The 19,897-nt window shown below is 39.5% G+C and carries 16 protein-coding genes and 1 pseudogene; 6 read left to right on the forward strand and 11 right to left on the reverse strand.

The window, feature by feature from the left end:
- A pseudogene (locus L5M40_RS22130) lies at positions 1-236 on the forward strand (IS4 family transposase); the annotation flags it as partial.
- 547 nt (positions 237-783) lie between these two features.
- Here L5M40_RS22130 and L5M40_RS22135 read toward each other — a convergent pair.
- From L5M40_RS22135 to L5M40_RS22150, 4 genes are read right to left on the reverse strand one after another with little or no spacing between them, the layout of a single operon-like run.
- Entirely contained in the window at positions 784-1,818 is a 1,035-nt protein-coding gene (locus tag L5M40_RS22135; protein ID WP_263257244.1) for a radical SAM/SPASM domain-containing protein, read from the reverse strand.
- Positions 1,819-1,821: 3 nt separating this feature from the next.
- Positions 1,822-2,223, reverse strand: a complete 402-nt coding sequence (locus tag L5M40_RS22140) for a hypothetical protein (RefSeq protein ID WP_263257246.1) — start codon at positions 2,221-2,223, stop codon at positions 1,822-1,824.
- Positions 2,207-2,581 (reverse strand): hypothetical protein, encoded by a 375-nt coding sequence (locus L5M40_RS22145; protein ID WP_263257247.1) that lies wholly within the window; start codon positions 2,579-2,581, stop codon positions 2,207-2,209. Before L5M40_RS22145 ends, L5M40_RS22140 begins: the two co-directional genes overlap by 17 nt.
- A complete protein-coding gene (locus L5M40_RS22150; RefSeq protein WP_263257249.1) occupies positions 2,581-5,232 on the reverse strand; it encodes an SMEK domain-containing protein in 2,652 nt (883 codons plus the stop codon). The genes L5M40_RS22145 and L5M40_RS22150 overlap by 1 nt, the downstream gene beginning before the upstream one ends.
- A 693-nt stretch (positions 5,233-5,925) precedes the next feature.
- Here L5M40_RS22150 and L5M40_RS22155 point away from each other — a divergent pair.
- The 3 genes from L5M40_RS22155 to L5M40_RS22165 are packed head-to-tail and all read left to right on the forward strand — an operon-like array spanning position 5,926 to position 11,872.
- Complete coding sequence (locus L5M40_RS22155) at positions 5,926-6,540, forward strand: hypothetical protein (RefSeq protein WP_263257251.1); 615 nt, start codon at positions 5,926-5,928, stop codon at positions 6,538-6,540.
- Positions 6,540-8,813 carry a hypothetical protein gene (locus L5M40_RS22160; protein ID WP_263201496.1) on the forward strand — a complete coding sequence of 758 codons (2,274 nt, stop codon included), beginning with the start codon at positions 6,540-6,542 and terminating at the stop codon, positions 8,811-8,813. The genes L5M40_RS22155 and L5M40_RS22160 overlap by 1 nt, the downstream gene beginning before the upstream one ends.
- Positions 8,798-11,872 (forward strand): site-specific integrase, encoded by a 3,075-nt coding sequence (locus tag L5M40_RS22165; RefSeq protein ID WP_263257253.1) that lies wholly within the window; start codon positions 8,798-8,800, stop codon positions 11,870-11,872. Before L5M40_RS22160 ends, L5M40_RS22165 begins: the two co-directional genes overlap by 16 nt.
- Before the next feature lie 12 nt (positions 11,873-11,884).
- On the opposite strand, the gene L5M40_RS22170 is transcribed toward L5M40_RS22165, so the two are convergent.
- The 3 genes from L5M40_RS22170 to L5M40_RS22180 are packed head-to-tail and all read right to left on the reverse strand — an operon-like array spanning position 11,885 to position 14,157.
- Entirely contained in the window at positions 11,885-12,760 is an 876-nt protein-coding gene (locus L5M40_RS22170) for an HD domain-containing protein (protein WP_263257254.1), read from the reverse strand.
- Positions 12,757-13,935 (reverse strand): site-specific integrase, encoded by a 1,179-nt coding sequence (locus L5M40_RS22175; RefSeq protein ID WP_263257255.1) that lies wholly within the window; start codon positions 13,933-13,935, stop codon positions 12,757-12,759. Before L5M40_RS22175 ends, L5M40_RS22170 begins: the two co-directional genes overlap by 4 nt.
- Before the next feature lie 9 nt (positions 13,936-13,944).
- Positions 13,945-14,157, reverse strand: a complete 213-nt coding sequence (locus tag L5M40_RS22180) for a hypothetical protein (protein ID WP_011717288.1) — start codon at positions 14,155-14,157, stop codon at positions 13,945-13,947.
- A gap of 155 nt (positions 14,158-14,312) precedes the next feature.
- Between L5M40_RS22180 and L5M40_RS22185 the strand changes: the two genes are divergently transcribed.
- A complete protein-coding gene (locus L5M40_RS22185) occupies positions 14,313-14,549 on the forward strand; it encodes a helix-turn-helix domain-containing protein (RefSeq protein ID WP_172591336.1) in 237 nt (78 codons plus the stop codon).
- 172 nt (positions 14,550-14,721) lie between these two features.
- On the opposite strand, the gene L5M40_RS22190 is transcribed toward L5M40_RS22185, so the two are convergent.
- The 4 genes from L5M40_RS22190 to L5M40_RS22205 all read right to left on the reverse strand — a co-directional run bounded on the left by L5M40_RS22190 (position 14,722) and on the right by L5M40_RS22205 (position 19,656).
- On the reverse strand, positions 14,722-16,767 hold the full coding sequence (locus L5M40_RS22190) for a capsular polysaccharide synthesis protein (protein ID WP_263257256.1): 2,046 nt from the start codon (positions 16,765-16,767) through the stop codon (positions 14,722-14,724).
- A 77-nt stretch (positions 16,768-16,844) separates the two neighbouring features.
- Positions 16,845-17,969, reverse strand: coding sequence for a phosphoribosyltransferase family protein (locus tag L5M40_RS22195; RefSeq protein ID WP_263201507.1), 1,125 nt, complete (start codon positions 17,967-17,969; stop codon positions 16,845-16,847).
- The gene (locus tag L5M40_RS22200) at positions 17,966-18,826 is read right to left on the reverse strand and encodes a histidinol-phosphatase (protein ID WP_263201509.1); all 861 of its coding nucleotides are present in this window, start codon (positions 18,824-18,826) and stop codon (positions 17,966-17,968) included. Before L5M40_RS22200 ends, L5M40_RS22195 begins: the two co-directional genes overlap by 4 nt.
- Positions 18,823-19,656 carry a hypothetical protein gene (locus L5M40_RS22205; protein ID WP_263257258.1) on the reverse strand — a complete coding sequence of 278 codons (834 nt, stop codon included), beginning with the start codon at positions 19,654-19,656 and terminating at the stop codon, positions 18,823-18,825. Before L5M40_RS22205 ends, L5M40_RS22200 begins: the two co-directional genes overlap by 4 nt.
- An 81-nt stretch (positions 19,657-19,737) precedes the next feature.
- Between L5M40_RS22205 and L5M40_RS22210 the strand changes: the two genes are divergently transcribed.
- A partial coding sequence (locus L5M40_RS22210) for a DUF4277 domain-containing protein (protein ID WP_263257157.1) occupies positions 19,738-19,897 on the forward strand: 160 nt, incomplete at its 3' end.

Below are 19,897 nucleotides of genomic sequence, written 5' to 3' on the forward strand. Positions count from 1 at the left end.
CGTTGATGGTTCAATGCCTGTTGTGGCTAGTTGGTTTACACGCACAGCAACAGGGCTGGGATAAGCATTTTCAGGCCAATACCATTGGGCATCGAACGGTACTCTCAACGATTCGCTTGGGATTGGAGGTACTCAGGCGGCCTGATTATCAAATCACGGAGAAAGAATTGCTGGCGGCCTGGGTATTATTCGCCAATCAGTTGCTCAAATATGGCTATGCTATGGCTGATTTATGAGGGGATCCTTCAGAGCAATGTATTGAATTTCGAATTCTTCATTTAGTTCCTCCAGTCAAATCGCAAATGATCCTGAATATAATGTGGAGCAGTACCAAAATTTGGTCAACCCAACAAGACCGAACATTACAACTTAGGCCACAGATAAATTGAAAAGGGACATAAATTGTTTAGAGTCCAAACTTAAATTAGTGAAAGACGAATAACTTCAGGTTTGGCAAATGAAGTTGAAAGTATCAGTCTGTTCAGTATTCCTTCCTATTTATCGACTCATTTTCGAATGGTACCCAATTCAAGTCTGGGGGGGGGCACCATATAGAAAAGGCCTGATAGTATTTATTTGTTCTCAGGCTTTTTGTTTTTAAGTCACTGTGCTGCACATGTGCTATTTTTTCTAAATCAGAGCTCTCCGTCACACTCCGTTGTAAGCGAAATAACTCATACCAGTTAGTTCGATAAAGTGAGCTCGCTATTACAGCTAACCAATATCATGCACTGTTATCAAGTGCGAGTGAGACAGAGCTCATAACCTCAAGCAATACATAGACTATCGATTTCCACAAACCACAAGCTGTTCAAAAATAGGACAACCATTCTTACAGGTTGACATGTGATTACACCCACCACAACGATCTGAGCTAAAGTAATCACGAAAAGATTGCATGTTTGCTGATTTAGTCCATATATCTACTAATGATGTATCCTCATCCAAAGTATCTCCAGACTCTAAACCACTTTGAAAAGAACATGGGTATACCTTTAAATCTTCTGATACATACATTGAAAATCTTGCCGCGTCGCAGGCATCAACCATAACCGGGCTCGCATTTGTTCTCGCAAATACGCCACTAACACAACAGGCGTCAAATCCAACCTTTAGCTTCCTCTCCGAAGATGTAGCCAGCCTAAAAAACTCATCAAGTCTATCGCTGTTTCTTAACAACTTATCTTCAAAGACCTTCCTTCCTGAAGGCTTATAATTGAGAAATATGACAGCATTAATACCCATCAAAAACTCTGGTGGCTCCTTCAACCAGCTTATTGCAGTATCAATACTGTGAGCATCTAAGATAAAATGTAAGTTAACTTTAACTCCAGCACTAAGCAGCTTTTGTAAGCTCTGCTCGGTCTCATCATATGGAGGGTACGCAGAAATAGCTACAGCTCCGCAGCACCTTTTTGTTGCCTCAAGAACTTCATCACTCAGCCCGCGACCATTCGATGTATAGTTAGGAACAATTCCTTTTAACTTCGTATACTCTAATATCTCTATGAAATCTGGATGCTGATTTGGATTCCCACCTCCCAAAGCTACCTGAAAGGTTCCCATCTCAGCAGCTTGGTTGATGATTAACTTATAATCATCCAAACTCATATGCTTTCCGCGACTTGTCGATGACTTATAGCAAAATGAACATCCCTTATCACACCAGTTGGTTATAGATATGTCCATTAACTCAGGACCATGTGGAGACCAAAATGGCTCTAGCTTATCTCTGTCGGGAATACGAGCAAAGAAACCAGTAACACTATTAAAAACTGCTGTATAGCCAAGATCTTTAAACCGATTTACCTTAAGCATATATCACCAGTAGTTATTGTAAGCATTGACATAGAAGTGTTCAGAGTTGATTTCAAACACTGCCATACAAAGAAGAGACTCTGCAAACTCACCATCGCTACTCAATGATGAAGTAATGACATTTTTCCCGTTGGCAATACCATCCTTCATCTTATCAATAACGTCAGGAGTAAACTCATAAGAACCTAACAAAGCATTTGCTTCTTCTTCCGTTTTGATTGGTTTACCATAATTCACAATCGCGTCATGTAACTCGTTATACATATCACAAAATAGATCTCCTACAGGGCCATCCTTATCAACACCAACCGACTCTAGAAACTTATCTAAAGTCAATTCAGTATCTGAAATATAGACAAATGAGGTTGATGAACTATTGGATACAAAATCAAGCTTTATTTTCATTGTTTACCTCATTCAAAATAGCAAGACTATTCAGAACTGCTTCCAATTTATTATCTTCATAATTGTCGTCGACTACTTGTGGCATCCAAGTTACAGCAAATATTCTTTTAGCTTCCAAGTCTTCATCACTGAGCTTTTTACCATATCGAATTTCTACATAATCCGATAAACATCCATACTCTACTGAGTAAAATCGCTCATATTCTTCTGTTACGTTGATTGAGGATTTAAAAAATGCATCATATACAGAAGAGAAAATTTGTGCTCCAAGGCCTCTCGATGATATCCCTAGAGATGACAAAAACTCTTCAAAGTTTGGCTCCCAAGAGGTAGCAACAATAAATTTAACTTCATCCATCACAACTCTTCAACTCCCTGTTCTAACTCATCTAAGTATGATTGAATACATTCTGAACAAGCATCGCGACAAGAAACTATTGCAGCAACTACGTTATTATGATCCTTGTACTTATTAAGGAGATTAAGGACATATTCCCTTTGCTCCCAATATACATAAGGCAAGGTATATAAAATAAACGCTAATACCAGTGGATCAAGTGACACCTTGTCTTCATCGCTATAGTCTTTCAAACATCCAACTTGTCTGCTTAGCTCTATTTTCCAATCATTGCGCCCATATCCGAAATTTCCGCCATACATAAAGCTTAAAAACTGTTCTGACTCATCATAATTCAATGTACCTAAATGCGCGTTTAAAATTCCCAAGTTAAGCAGTTCAGAAGTATTTCTTTTTCTAAAAAGAAACCAAGCAACAGACCGTATTTTTGAAGGAGTAGAACTTTCCTTTAATATGCTTCTTACACGTTCAACATCTTCATCTGATTGCAAATCCGCAGATAGAAGTGGCAAGTTGTTCAAATAGTGGGTGTTAAAGTCATCGAAGCTCTCACACAACGATGTAACCTCTTGCTTATTATGTTTCCGGGCTAAGATATAGGTGTAACGAAATAGGCCTTCATAGATTGGCCAATCACTCATTTTTTCGAATATACTAGTATCTTGTCTATCCGGTCCGATATCAACCACCATAAAGTAAGCTAGCAGAAAATCCCTCATTTCATCATATGTGAACGAAATATTTTCAATGCCAAGAGACATCAACCCTGATGGAGGTATCTCTCTTCTTAAAATGATATCCTCGCCGATTAGCTTCTCTATGACCTGCCGCTCAATAGCATCGAAACCAGCGTTTGACACCAATGAAAAATCTTCATTCTTAAGCATCTGGTGACAAATTTTTCTCAGGGAGCCGATAGCAATTGATTTTTGCTCTAGTGGGAACTGATCTATTTTAATTATCAAGTAATGTTCAAACAATTCTCCTTTATATATATCAGGGATATATCCTATATCTTGCCCTTCATATATTTCACAAAACAGCCTCAGCAGAATCAGATCATTCATCAAAAAATTTTTTGAAACTTCAGAAAGCCTGAGATTAATATTAAAGTATTCAAAGTATTCAGTTAGAAGTTTTGATTTATTATTGTCTGACATTTCATTTCTAAGATCCTGAACCCGATATAGGTGGTCTGAAAATTGAGGCTCAAAGACTCCAGAAAACTTGTGGTCGAAAAACTCGTTTCTACATGTAACAATAATTTTAATATGGTCATACTGACATAATGCTTCAAGGAATATCTTTAGTTCATCAACAAACCCTTGCAGATCTCCAACTTCGTTTATCCCATCCAACGCTATAATAAATGGTTTACCAGACTCTGATGCAACATTATTTAGCAATTCAAATAATTCATGCAAACTCGACAAACTTGGACAAAAACGGTTATTAGTTATATATGATAAAATCCTATTTGGAGCAGAGTAATGATTTAAGAGTCTCGCAGGTATGAATATAGTTGGAACCTCAAATCGTTGAAGTTGATTCTCTACTAAATCACATACAAAATTAGTCTTCCCTTGACCTGCCATTCCGGTAATCAAGAATATCTTAGAAGTTGATATTTCAATTTTATCCAGAACTTCATTTAACTGATGATAAATACCAGTTGCACTTGATTCAACGTTATATTTAAAAACTCTCCAGTAATCTTTCAAGTCAGCTTGAGGGCTAAACTTTTCATTATCTTCGCTTCGCCAAGAAAGAGGTGAAATAAGCTTCTTAAACCTACTAATAACCTCTTTTTGTTGTAATAGTCGAGAATTTAATTCTTCAAGATTACTTGGCTCTGGAAGTGATATCAAATCTTTGACTTCAATGTTTAGTGGTTCAACTTTTGCTAACCCAAGTAAGTAATTGCAGTTGTCGAGATTAATACGTTGTAAATCATAATCAATCTTTCTATAAAAAAACTTAGGGTTTGAAAAAAATCGAACAGAATCTTTTATTTCAGAGGTTTCTACAAATACAGATGGGATATACTTCTTAGTTTTCTTTTCATCTTCAATTTTCTTTTGGCTTACACTTATAAATTCGGTTAAATTTTTTCTAAATTTTAAATTTGAATCAACTTTATCAAACTCGGACTCTAAGTGAGTTCGAATAATATCTAGTTTTTCACTGCTTAGACCGCTTAACCTTTCGGCCAAGCTCCTATAGTCTAGAATATTATCTTGAGTGTTAAACTTAACATGACATTTTTTAATCTCAGTCTCAAGGGTTGAAGACCTATATGTTTTCTGTCTTTCCGATATTACATAGATATAAAGGGTATCAAACAAACTATGTAGTTCATGCTCTCGAAATTTTTTTATCGTTTTATATATTTTGGGAGCGGACGGGTCTGAAGTTACTTGAATTGATATTCGACTTTTATCACAACCTAAGTCTACTGCTGGAAAATTCATTTGAACGCGATTTTGATTTTTTAACTCAGGGCAGTCCAAAACTACAGATAAAATAGGTACTAAAAAGTCTTCAGCAAGAATATTAATGTCATACAACCCTGTTGCATTTGAAACCCTAACCTCATACGCAAATCGTCCCAACAGTGCGTTAATTCTTGTTAATAGCTCTTGTTGATTCATATATATCTCAATAAACCGATAACCTATCGATTAGTTTTTCGTGTCGCTAATGATTATACAAATTAACCACATTAACAATGATCTTTCACTCATTTGGTAGAAAAACAAGCTTTCTTGAGCGGCACAAACCTTGGCTCATAAAATGTTGGGCTTCACATGTGACTGAACTTGTCACATAGGAAACTGTTTATGCAGTTGCTTTCCTGCTTCACTCACCTTTTCTTCAGCATTTAACTTTCTCTTTTTGCGCTTTCTTTTTACGCGTATTATCTCGATAACTTATCCTAGGTATCTTGATGATTGACAGTCAAGTATTCTACCAACCATTACTTTATTGGCATTATGAAAATTAAGTCAAATGACGCTTAGCAGAAATATATGGTCAAGCCGTCGTAAGAAGGTTTGGGGCAAAAGTTAGTCAATCAGCAACGCTCGCGTATACGGAAACAGCATACAACGCACGCCACGATTAAGGATTTAAACCAGCTTGCAGGACAAGGAATGCTGAAAAACATTTCGAAGTTCAATATTCAAAAATTTCAGTGGCTTGTTTATAAATTCGATTAAGGAAACAAATCAGATCACGATCACATAAATCGATCTTTTTACCGATCAACTTTTGATCACACTTGGGAGATGAAAAAGTGAGCCCTATATTAAAGGAAGGACGCAATCACAGGAAATGGAATTCTGATGACCCAAATAATTTTAAAGCTCCAAAAGAAGCATCAGGTGAACTTACATCCAGCAGCGAGAAAAGCTTTCGATGTAATGCAATCATTACCTGGGTTATGTAATCTACATGCCTTACCTGCAATTATCAGGTCTGAATTTGCTTCCCAAACAATATATTGTTTGGAGTACATAGATTCGAAAGCCAGCATCAATAAGACAAAACACCATACCAGAACATTTCAGTTTTATAGTCCTATCTGGGCAGCACTTTTTTGGGAAAATGGTCGCCCACCAGAAGGTACTCTTCTGGTTTTAGAAACAAATACTCAAGCTCAATTGACGCCTGAAAGCGTCGAGAAAAAAGCATGGTTATCACTATTGCAAGTGCTCTGTCTATCCATCAATTCTAAATATGTTGCCGCCTTTATTGATGACTGGCGTCAAGGCCTACCAGAGCAGTTTTCACGAGAACTCTTTGGGAAGGATACACTACCTGACCAGCTATTTTGTGATTTGTTATCTATCTCGAGAGGCACTCTGGTTCAGCAGCGCCAGCGCCAGTTTCCTAAATGCCCAATATCTGATTCTGTCGATATTCTCGCCGAATTAGCAATGCCATGGGAGCCCAAATAATGACTCCTCCTGTACGCAACACCAGCAAAAAATTAAAGGAATTTTTAAGCAAATATTTTGCGCCAGAGCATTTAAATCCAGAGCTCAAGCAAACGCTGTTAATGCAACTAGCCTATAGTATTCAAGCATTTCCAGCAGGCTATTGGGAGCAATTCGAACTAATAGATAGGCTAGTAAAAATTCTGATAACAAAAATGCCTTCAGGCTCTGTCAGTAACACTGAAATATTTGGAATTTTAAAGAAAAATAAGCATCTTACATCATACCCATTTGCTGCCACCATTTGTGCAGTGTTACCCCCAAATGCCACACTACAATGGAGAACGAAATACACAGCATACCAATCGATTGTTCTTATCTGTTGTTTCATACGCTATACCCATGACCAGCAACTCGCAACCTCAGGAAATGAAAATGCATTACGAGAGCTACGTCTGGTAGCGATGGACCCCAAGCATCGAAAACTATTAGATATACTGCCAGAATTGGATGACGCATCATCAGTTGAACGACTGGTGTCAAAACTTAAAGAACTACGAAAGGAAAAATATCCTGCCCCGCAAGAGTACGGCCTTGGCTACTTGGAGTTAGTGCTTAGAGAAGCTGTATCAGGGAGCAAAAGACGACGACGAAGAATTAGAATACCTCCTATTTCAGACCCTGACACCTTCATCGAACTTAATCCGGTTGATGCATTTGAAGACGCAGGCCTTGAGGTTAAAGAACTATGTGTCGCATTCACAAAACCGACGACGGCTCAAGAACGAGATGAGGCTATATCGGTAACAGCTGGTCGAACATTTCGTATTGAAGATAAACCCTTAACGAATAAACTAAAAACACCCCCTCCCCCATCCTCAAGAGCGGTACGGGCTATACAGCATAAGTGTCTGACTGAAAAACTCGGCATTATGCAGTTATCCTTAAATTGCAGTTACAATCAACTGACCGAATGGGATATATGTCAACTCATTCGTTTTACGACCAATGGAATTAAAACTGGAGTAAACCCAGATAGCTGCTCAACCCTACTGCTGTGCCTCCTATGCGGTCGAGATCCTATTTCACTAGGACAATCTTCAAATACATTTTGTCTCACACATTACAAAAATCGCCCTTGCATATCTCTAACCCACACAGTACCAGCAAGCAAACAAGATGTAAGACTAGAAAAATGTTTGAACAATATAACAAACCATTTAGTGCTGCCGCTCCCTCAATTTTTACAAGATAAGCTTACTCAAAACGTGGACACGGCAGAGTTGAAGTCAGTCATTAGTGACATCAACAAGCAACACCGATGTCGTTTAAGTCTCGGAAGAATCACCCGTTTTCTTGAACACTGGTATATCAATAATGGACTAGATCGTGCCGAAGTCGGACTCATAAAAGGGCGAGCCCCCCGAAACCAGCCTGCACTGAGCTATTCAAATTTCGATGCAGATAAACTGATTGAAAACCACCACAGATACGTGAGTTCAATCTTCGAGATAGCTGAAATCGCTTCGCAACTCCCCGAAGTAAAGCCCATCAAAAAGCAACTGGGAAGTGCATTACATCTCCCTCCACGGACTTTACACAATTTTTTTCGCGTTTTGAGGAGTCAAATTCCTCGCCCGCGAAAGCAATCATTGGAAGAACTCACGACACTACATAATCACTATGTCTGCTACGTATGGGCGCTTTTGACGTTTGCAACCGGTCACCGCGATGTTAATGCACCAATGGGACAGCGTACCGATTTCAACAGCCATAACAATACCTGGTGGATTAGCGATAAAGAAAACCGACATGGGATATCTGCTAGAACGCTGATACTTCCACAGACTGCAGTGAAGCAACTTGAACATTATCTACAACATCTTCAAGAGTTGAAAAAACGCAGTCAACTCATCGCAAAAGATATTTTCAAACGTGCAGACGAGGCAATGACCGGCAGCGGAAATCTTCTATTTTTTATAAAACATCAAGAACAGGACAACATCCCCCAAATTACGCAAGAACTCACGCCTGCCAGAGTAAAAGCATTTCTTGGAGACCAGTTACCCTGGCCTGGCAACTGGGGGAGGCATCACATGCGCAGCGAATTAAAGCGTCTCGGTGTTGCTCCGGCAGAAATAGATGGTTGGATGGGACACGAAGATATTGGAGAAGAATCAATGGGTCGTCATAGCATGCTATCAACTCAATACCTCAACCGTATTGCTCAGCATATCGAAACGCTACTGAACACTCATGAAATTACGGTGGTTGACGCATGGAAAACCCGCTGATCCTTCCACATGAACAGAAATCCCTAGTACGGTTATTGGGGCATCAGTCCAGAACTGCTGCTCGGCAAAAAAGTCATATAACGATAATAAAACAAGCTCTGGCCGTACTTGAACATCATCTACCTGAACTGTTTGAAACACCACCGAAATACGACCGATTTTCGGCAGTTTGGCCACAGGTTGACTCAGATCTGCGAAAGGTTCTCAAATCGGAAACAGCCTACCGCCGAGGATATGCTTTTATCTGCAGGCAACTAGAAACGGGTAACCGACAAGGGCTTTGGCAGATCAATCCTCCCTCAGACTATCTCACGCTTCGTAGAGTTCGACCGCTTAGAAATTTGACCTGGCAACACAATACTTCTGCTTTCGCATCAAAAATTGACGGTTTGCTAGACAAGCTTGATAAAACATCCGATCCCCAACAATGCTTTGCCAGATTGCTGATGAGTTGCATTTGCTATAGTGGCCTGAATCGACCTAGGCTATGGCCCGCGCTGGCGAAGGCATTAAATAGCGATAAACCATTAAGTGGCAATAAAGACCTTTGCTGGCTAACGTTGAGACCAAGTCCAGGGCAGAGCTTTGCCAGTAATCTTTACACCGTTCACGACGATTTTGAACCTAATAAAGCTCAGGTCGAGGTTCATTTTTTCCCCGATCCAATAAGTCTCGGGCTAATAAAGCCATTTCTAAACAGCCGAACAAGAAGTTGGCGCCCCCCAAAATCAGTCAAACAATGTTTAGAGATAATTAAGTCAGAACTTAAACTCATTCTTCCAAAAAAACAGTTTCAACAAGGTGGGATTTGTTTTGCAGAGGCTCAGCCTAATGTCGAGTTACCACAAGTGTTGGTAGAGTATTCGTTGGGACGTCAAAAAAGCGCATCCCTACCCAATGCCTACTGGTTCAGATTATTTAAAGGTGCAACGGGACCTTGCAACGTAAGAAGCTTTGCTCAATTCAAGAAATGGTATAATTCAATACAAACAGACTCTTCAGTAACATCGCCATCACACCGTTTTAAGCTAGGTAACCGATACCTGCTTAACCAAATAAGAGAAATATTTAAGCAGAATAACGCCAATCCCCAAGGAAAGCGCCAAGTTGTTCTTCATTTACAAGAACTAACACAAGCAAGCCTCTGCCCTAACGAAGAGATCCTGCTTCAATGGCTCATTCACCACCTGACTACTGAGAAAAATGAAGTATCAACAGCGAATAGGTACTTTGGAGCAATTGGAGGCCACTGGTTGGCTGCGACCGCAGACATTGACTTATACAGCCTGAGCAGTGAAGACTTTATCGATATTTATCAAGAAATTATGAATCGTACTGATAGTCAACATGAACTGCACTATAAAGCTCGTCGGTTTGAGAACCTACATTTATTCGCACAACAGAGATTTGATCTCCCTCCTCTTAATCAGCCACTCAGCGAAGGTAGCAATATTACTCCCCATGTAAGTGCAGCCATTGTTGATGAGCCACTGTTTTCGGCCCTGCTTCGCCAAATCGATTACATAGACGATTTAGACCATGCAGCCCAACGGATGTTAAAATGCTATTTGCTCATTGCCTATCGTACAGGTCTCAGACCCGGTGAAGTCGCCAAACTGCGTCTAAAAGACATTGAGCCTTCCTCTATCGGCTGGCTATTTATTCGTGAAAGCCGCCACGGGCATAACAAAACCGACTCAGCGCTTCGAAAAGTGCCTTTATTTCCTTTGTTGACCGACAACGAAAAAAGTTTAATGGAAAGCTATCTTAGGGATCGCCTTATGGCTTGCCATGAACGTTATAACGAATTGCTCTTTCACGAAGAGGCTAATCCCTTTCACGTTGTCAATACTGGTCAAATATCCCTGATGGTGAAAGAGATATTGTCTCAGTTAACCGGCGGAATTTACTATCGTCTATATCATCTTCGCCATACAGCATTGTCCAGACTTCAACTCCTTGCCCATGATGACTTAATCACATTACCTGAAGTTATCAAGACGATGTTGCCATACCCACCGTCACAAAAAAGGATAATATCTAAACTGATATTTGGTGAAAACCGGTTACGAGACAGATATTCTGCGCTGGCAGTGTTTGCTGGCCATAGCAGTCCAGACACCACATTCAGAAGCTATCTACATTTTACCGATTTACTGCTAGGCAGCCATTTGACAATAAACGCTCAAGAAATACCTGAAGACACCGCAAATATTGTACTTGGAGTACGCCCACACCGTTATAAAGTGATGCAAAAATCAGGAAACATCACCCCTGTGCGTTTGCTGCCATTTTTTAGAAAGCGGCTAGTCCCTTTTATGGGCCCGGTGAGCGGCATTCGCCAAAGTACAATCCGCCAGAAAAATGAGGTTGTAAAAAGCAGTCACTACAATCAAGCCTTGGCGGTACTCAGGAGTATTGAGCTTGGTCATGACTATCAAGACGTTGCCTTTCAGTATCGCCTCACTCCTGAACGCGTCAGACGCTGGATAGATGCTGCAACTGCACTTCGGATGTTAAAAACACCACGAGGTATTGGCCGATTATTTTCAAACAGACGTTGTAATGCGCTGCTACCCGCAGACCCCATTGATATTTCTGTTCGAAAGGATATTTATTCAGCCCTACAAGTATGTCGCGAACTCAAGTCGAGTCAAAAAGGAAACGTCGAATTACAATGGGCTATTAAGTATTACTTAACGCATACAACCAGCAGTAACCCGTCGATTTTCTTTAACAAAACAACAGAGTTTCAGCGATTTATGGCAGTGGTAAGCAAGCTTTTTACTTGGAAGCGCTGGCACCTTATACTGCATTATCAATATGGAAAACCCTATAATCAGTGGAAATGCCACCGCAACCTTCAGATAACCTGCTACACGTTACAGAAAATAAATGAATATCCAGAAGGATCTGGAGCATTATTTTTACGGCACATAAAAACACGCGGCGACGAAGCAATAAGCCAATATTCCTCCCCGGCACTGAAAACCTTATTCCACCAGCTGGCGATTATCCTGTTCAAAGCGGAGCAAATAAAGCAATGGGAACAGAGTTAATGTCACCAAGCGTCATCCGAGCCGCTTATACCATTGATCGTTCATAGCAGAATGAGCGTACCAATGATGTGGAGGCACATCTGCAAAAGCGGTGCGCCAATGGCATACTTCCATGGAGAGATTGTCGCATAGTCTCACCATAGAGGCCGGAATATATGCCTCAGAGCGGCGCCCGATCTTGACCGATAAGCAACTACTCAGCGCCTCAAAAATCTTGGGGGAATTTCGATACAACAACTCTAATGGCTCAGCCAACACCATAAAATTGTATGACTCGTGTGAACCTGCAATGCCATCCCGAGTATCTGCATTATAAAAAAGGTGAATTTTACCGATGTCGTGTAAAAGGCCTCCAATAAAAGCGACGCATACACTTAAAGGCCCAACATTGTATCGCCAGCAAAGCATTGCTGCCGTAACAGCCACCTCATGGCTATGTTCCAGTAATCCACAAGCATGATTATGATGATGACTTCGGCTCGCTCTGGCGTTAAAAAACTGTCCCATCAGCTCATTGTTGAGTAATACCGCTAAGTAAAAGCGTCTTAATGCCTCATCATGGATAAGTCCCAAAATCCCCCAAATATCGATAATGATTGACTCACAACCTGCGGGGACAAGTTTAAAATGATGATGCACAGCAGCTTTATCGGTAACCTCATGGATATTCAAGGTTATTTTTACCCGCTGCAAATCATTGCTAGGGCTCCACTGAACCATCACTAGCTGCCCCTCAGGGTTTACACCTTCCATAATATTTGGGGATAGCTCTAGTGCATAAGACTGTCTTAAGCAGCTAAATTGCCACAACTCTACCTGTTTTATCCGCTCTATCAGATGTACCCAGGCCAAGTCATCAGCATTATTTGTTCGGGATTTAATATTCATTTTGACGACTCCCCTTTTGGACCATTGCCAATCAACCGTTCAAACGCTGCGCCATCTTGCCCTAATAAATTAGGTACATAGCGAGAATACACTCTAAATAACATCCCCGTATTGGCATGTCCTAACTGCCGAGCAATCCATTCTGGACTCTCTCCTGCTGCAAGCCACAGGGTTGCTGCAGTGTGTCTGGTCTGGTAAGGATTTCGCTTTTCGAGTGCCAGACTTTCCAGCAGTGGATACCAAACACGTTTGGTCACATTCTGATGGCTCAGTGCGTCTCCACGGCGGTTACAAAAAACGAATTTGCTCCGAATTTTGGTTAGCTTACTTTGGGCCTGAAGTGCTTCATATACAGGCTGATTCATTGCAATCGCACGGTCTGAACTTGACGTTTTAGTTAGGCCAAGGCTCCCACGAACTAATGACTGGCGGATGTGGATCAATCTGTTCGTAAAATCAATATTTTCCCACGTCAGACCATCGATTTCCCCTGTGCGCATACCTGTAAAAAATCGAACGGTGTAGTAAGGGCGAAAATCATCCCTTACACCCTCGATAATCCGATATACCTCTACCAAAGAAAATGGTTGAATATCCGTTCGCGGCATAGGTAACGCTTTGATATTTCGCCAAGGAGTCTGAAAACCAAAGCGCTCAGCAGCCTCATTTAGGATTAATCGTAAATAAGTCATGATGTGATTGATTCTTGAAGCTGACAGCGAACGATTTGTGAGTGCATCGACCTCACAAAGACTTAGACGCAAACCCAGAATATCCTGCTTACAGATAGTGGCTATCATCTTAGTCCCCATCGCGGGTATGAGGTGACATCTTAAGATCCCCTCAACCGTCTCAATTTGACTAGCGCGCCATTCTACCCGCTTCTCGTCCAGCCAAAGATTAGCAAAGGCACTAAACAACATGCGCCCACCAGCAGCATGGAATTGACTGAGTTTAGCTAACTGAGCAAAGTGTTCGACTTTAGGGCTATTAGGAAAATGATGCCGATAATCAAATGAACCAGCTTTCATTTGCTGTTCCAGCATTAACAACAGTTTATTTAATTTTTGTCGATTCGCCGGAGTATCGGCAAGACTGGTCTGCTCTCGGCAACGTACACCCTTATAGCGAAAATCTAGATAAAGTTTGCCATCTCGGCTATTTACAGTTCCCATGGCAACCCCCTAGTTCAGCTGATTTATCAGATCATGGGCAGAGGCTCCAAGCAACATAGACTCCTCAACTCGTTCCCAAATGTAGAGAATTTTTCGCCCGCCAAAGGGGCGGATGTAATGGATCCCCTCAAACAGCACCGCATCCTTTAAACATTGGCGGATAGTACGAACGTCGTACTTAATCCTTATGGATAACTCTTCAGTAGTAAGATAAGTATTCATACCTGTCACCTTGCACATTTAAACTTGACTCACAAATGATTCATTTGAATCTTTCTAGATTAAAATAACCCACAAAAGATTAAAGTCAAGCTTTATTTGCGTCATATATGAGTCGTTTGATATGATGGATGACAAATAAGACTTATGGATAGAACATGATCAGGATCCTTCTCATCAAGCAGCTTGATGAAAAAGCGTTCAAGGAAAAGCGCCGTATCACCTTGTCTGAAGTGAGTGAAAAGACAGGTATTAGCCGTGCCACATTAACGCGTATAGCCAACGTGCCAGGCAATGTGACTAACACTGATACCATCAATGCCTTATGCAAGTATTTTGAATGTGAGCCAGGGGAACTATTGATGTATGTCGAAGATGAATCCAATACAAATTAGAGTGTTAAATTCATGAATCTGTTTTAGCCAACAATCAATCAACAGCACCATTTGAAATTGTCCCAGCTGTCGATCTATTTTGAGAGCGGCAGTATGAGTACATAGGTCTTTGATTTTTAGCATGACACAGAATTTTGAATAGCCTACAATTTGGAACAGCTAGTTAGGATGACTATGCTGAAATATATGAATATAACGATTGCTCATCAGAGTAATCTTGTTCTTCTGTAAACTCAGCTTCAAGACTCTTTCTCATATAACCAGGAATGGAGATTAATTCCATATCTTCGATGATCTCAGCTCTTTCTGCTAGTGTTGTAAGAGTCCCATCGAACTTCTCTACCAAACCGCCTTTAAAACATTCTAAGAGTTTTACTGGCTTACCAGATTCATAACCGCTGAGCCCCCTACAGAAAGCGTCTGTTAATGTATTTGGTCCATTTTTAACTGAGTTCTCTTTATTCTTCATATGAATACTTTGAGTAACAATATGCTTATGCAGACCCGGATTTGTTGTAAGTATTAAATGAAATATAGAATAATGAATGTGATATTCATTCAAAAAGCTAACTTCTTGAAGGTTTGCACGTAAAAAGCATGGATAATCTCTATAAGATTTTGCTGAAGACTTCCAATTCCAATATCTATCTATCTCAATATTGAAATATTTCAAAAATAAAGAATCCTTTTTTGCATAAAGCATTCCCAGTTCAATGCCATCTATCCCGTCCTCAAAAAAATACTGACCATGTTCACTTTTTCTAATAAATGTAACATTTGAATAACCAGCAACGGTTGCATTAGGAGATAGCAAAAGATTATTATACAGCTCTATTTCACTAAGGCATTTTTTCAAAAATATCGTACTAGTATCAAAGTAAGCACCACCATAACGCTCTAACAGACGGAGCCTTATAATATCACTTTGATTTCCATTTACAGATGAAACATTAGACGTTTTATTTTTTATTTCATTAAAATACATAGGAAGATCAATATAGTTTTGAATATAAAACTCTGAATCCACGACTAGATTTGTAAGTATAACTCTATATTTTCCACCTTTTGTTCTTCTAATCAAGTTGACTATATTCCATCTTTGTAAAAAAGGAATTTCATCAAATTCTTTATCATAGTAGAGAAATATAGATTTTTGATCACCCAAAACTGAGCCGTTATTCAATCTTTTTATGGCATAGCCTATTTCAACATCCAAAAATTCATTCATATTTTTCAATCCATTAACAATTTCAGCATTGCTAAAGACAAATTCAATATTTGAACTTTTTGGTGGCATCCAGGGATTAAATTGGTTCATTCTCGGATATATTGCGACAGTCTTTTTTTTCAAGCCATATGCCAAATGAACTATAGATGTATCAACACTAATTATATACTCCGCATTTTTTATGTAAGACACAGCATCACTGATATCTGAAATGTTTTGAGACAAATTAATATTTTTATTAGAAGCTAGATTTACTATGTCTTTAGCCAATGAATATGTCACTGGAGAATATAATAGATAAATTTTTTTATCTGGCATAAATCCCGCTAAGAAATTCAGTAGAGAAACAGATCTAAAAACAGATAAAGACTTATCAGCTCTACTTGCAAATGGATTAAATAGAATATAGTCAGTATCTAAAACTTTTCTAGTTGAACTTGGAATTATGTATGAATAATCATTCCTAATGTTTTTATTAATTTTTTTAGCAAAAAGTCGAAAAAGCTCATCTATTGATAGCTGAGAAATTTTTTCACCACCGTTTAGATTCGACATCTTTAACGAGTCATCAATAGATAAAAAATTTGATGGCCTTATTATTCCTGCGAAAAATATATCTCTCCACTGCATTTTGCCAATCAAAGGTATTATGGTATCACAAAAACTAAGTGACTTAGCCGCTCTGTATAAATCAAAAAAACGAAAATTATTCTTTATTATATAAACAGAATCAACCCTATAATCTTTAATATATAAATCCGCCAAACTAGCTGATGTTATTACATGTATCTTTATATCTGTTTCAGCCTTTATTGCAGATATGAAACTAGATGAAATTGTTGCGTCCCCAATCATTCCGCGCCAATTTATTAAAAGTATATGTTTAATATCTCTGCAAACAATTTTACCTAGATTTCTATCAAACAGTATTTTGCATAACGTTCTAGAGAAATACCTTAAGAAAATCGACACTTTAATTGACAATTTCACCTAACACCCTCTCTACGTAAAACATTATTTAAAAAGAATCATAAACTGAGTAAACATTGATTATTATTCACATTTTATCATCTACGTTCCATTACCATACCACAATCATTCAACACTCTATTCTTTGTAAGATAATCACGCAGCATAACCAGCGATTGGACACATTCTGCCTGACTTAAAAATTCATTGTTAAGTGCTGATTTATATAGCTTTACCCAAGTTGCCAAAGGCACTTGAGGCAAAAAATCTGAAAGACTATCTCTATTAATATTTTCGAAAATCAGCCGCAGCGTACGCAAGATAGGTTGGTAACCTGGCTCAGATAGCAGTATTGCAAGATTACTATCCAGATTCTGTTTGATTAACGTCGAATTTAAACGTTCTTCAACTGAAGCATCGTTTAATGCAACTCTAGGATCGATCGCCACGGAATAAATGGCGCGAAACGATTTCGCGCCATTTAGAAGTGACTCGTACATCACTTTGTCAGCTGTTGCACCAGTAACCAAAACATCATCCCCAAAAATGACGTGCACGCCACTAAAACGATAGAAATTTTTCGCTGGTATTACATGATCTTGACTCAAGTTTACTAGATTTCGTTCCTCAAGGCTTAGAGTGGCGTAATTTTCGCAGGGCGGGGCTATACGAGGCAATTTGACATTGATTATTGTGGGAAATCCCATATGAGCCAACTTCATATTCACATCCTCCACCACAATCTCATAAAGCACATTTGAGGCGGAGGGAACATTACGCCATCCGGTTGTCATCAAAACAACATGTTCACCGCTCATTTTGGCTTGTCGGAACAAACTTGACCAAGAAGAACATTCATCATCCAGTTCAGCACATAGGTATTCAGTTATACCTTTCGCCAAGAAACGTATATCGCTAACTCCACCATACTTCGCGCGGCTATAAACTTCAGTCAAGGGCTGTGCATCATTGCATGTACTCATACTGTAAAATTTCTCTGGTCCCATCGGCGTAAGATGGTTCAATGCATGTCCCCCAAAAACTGCAACATAATCTGCCATGGATATAAGATCGCGCTTCAGCAAATTAGCTGCAAATGCACGAAAACCAGCTTTTACCTGTTCTGGATGGATATTTTTTTTCGCCGCATGAAATGCGGACAATTGAATAGGAACAACCTCGTCAAGAAGCTCTTTCCAGTTTCTATTAAAAGACGTATTCACAAAAATCCTTCTTTAACCAGTCCAGAATTAACTGCTAATTGTAGTTTATCAAGCGCAACATCAATTCTTTGTCGCTGCACAAAATAACTGATTTCATGTAAACCTGTCGGTTTCAAAGCCTCAATTAATTCTGTAATTCCAGCTCCAGCATCTGCAGGAGTGTGCGCATCAGAGCCCACTGTAAAAGGTACATCAAGCGCAAGCAATTTTGTCACAAATATCCGTGAAGGATAAGACCATACCCCCATAAGTTCTTTATCACTTTCAGAATTAAATATTGATTTTCGTAATCCGGATGAATTTAGTTCATATGCAATTCCGCTTCTAACAATGGCCGGCAATAGACGTTCAGCTCTGAATAAAAATTCATCCTCGGATATTCCACGCAGGAGACAATCCACGTGACCAACTGCATCGAATAAACCACATTCAATCAATGATTCTATACTTGCAAAATATCTATCTAAGAAATCTGTATTTTTCAGTCGTGGAAGATCCCAAACTTTAATCATGGAATCATCTTTGGCCGTAACGTAGTGGATGGAACCAAGTACAAAATCCAACGGATAATTTTGCAATAGTCTACTTGTATAGACTTCGGAACCGAGGATAAAATCTAATTCTAATCCTCGCAATAAAGTTATCTCGCCTTTATAGTTCTCTTGTGCCTTATCAATATCGGCGAAGTAACGCTCGAGCTCTGACTCTACCAACCTATTATCTTTATCTATTGGAAAAGGCGCGTGATCGGTTATCGTCAACACAGTAACGCCCGCCGCAATTGATGCTTGTACAAGCTCATCAACAGTACCAACAGCATGTTTTGAATAAAAAGTATGACAGTGAGAATCAATCATGCTACTTTCCATTTTTCTAATAAGTCAGAGTGCTTTGCAATCTCTTTCACCAACCAATAAGGGTTATTTGCTTTAGCAATTATGGTTCGAATTTGTTGTGCATTATCTAATCTGGCGAGCAAGTCAGTTAACGGCTGAGTATATAATGCATAAGACAGCGGATTTTCCCTAACACATTTTTCCAATTTTGGCCAATCAAAGATGTCTGTGTGCAGGTTTCCACACTTTTCAACTTCAATCCCATAAAAAAACACATCACCGTTTGGTTTAACTGTGACATCTAATCCATTTTTCTGAGGAAGCTTATTCAAACTCCCAAAAGTAAATGGTTTTTTAACTTTTAATTCAATTGCAGCAATATAACCGTGCATATCAAGATAACCACTAGGTGTACTTGGTGCCGGATTTACTAAATTTTTATAATCAATACCAAATGAAAAGCCACCAACAATAAGCAAATCTTCCAACACGCTAACTGGCTGAATGTTAGCATCAATCCCCCAGCTATCCAGATCCTGTATGAGATAATTCCGTGTAAAATCCCGTTGATTATCAACAGAACGAAATGAAAAACTCAACCCAGTGGGTTTCTTACGTTGCCAATAATCTATACTGAAGCCGTGAGCCTTCCACTTTATTTTTTTTACATGATGGCTATCCGAGCTTAATCTAATATTGCACGTATCCTTATTTCTAGACACAATATAATTTATTCTATCATAAACATCCTCCAACTTTTCATGCCGATGAAAGCCACTGGTAATAAATTCAAAACTGTTACCACCTTGCGACAACTCAAGTATTTCATAAAGGGTGTTTATATCCGTCATTCCGCACCTAATTTTCGATTTAAAAAACTTGACGGCGATCGGTCATTCTGATCTATTACTCTCTTTTGCAGGTAATTCATCATGGCCGCTCCCGCTATCTCTATCCGTAACCTCGACCACCTTGGTTTGGTCGCTGCACTTTGCCAAGAACTCGGCATTGCTCGCATGATTGATGCGGTGCTACCCAAAACGCCGCCCTACAAAGTCTCACATGGTGAAGCGTTGGTGGCGATGATACTGA

It is taken from the genome of Shewanella sp. SM68 (assembly GCF_025653925.1).
GTDB lineage: Bacteria > Pseudomonadota > Gammaproteobacteria > Enterobacterales > Shewanellaceae > Shewanella > Shewanella oncorhynchi.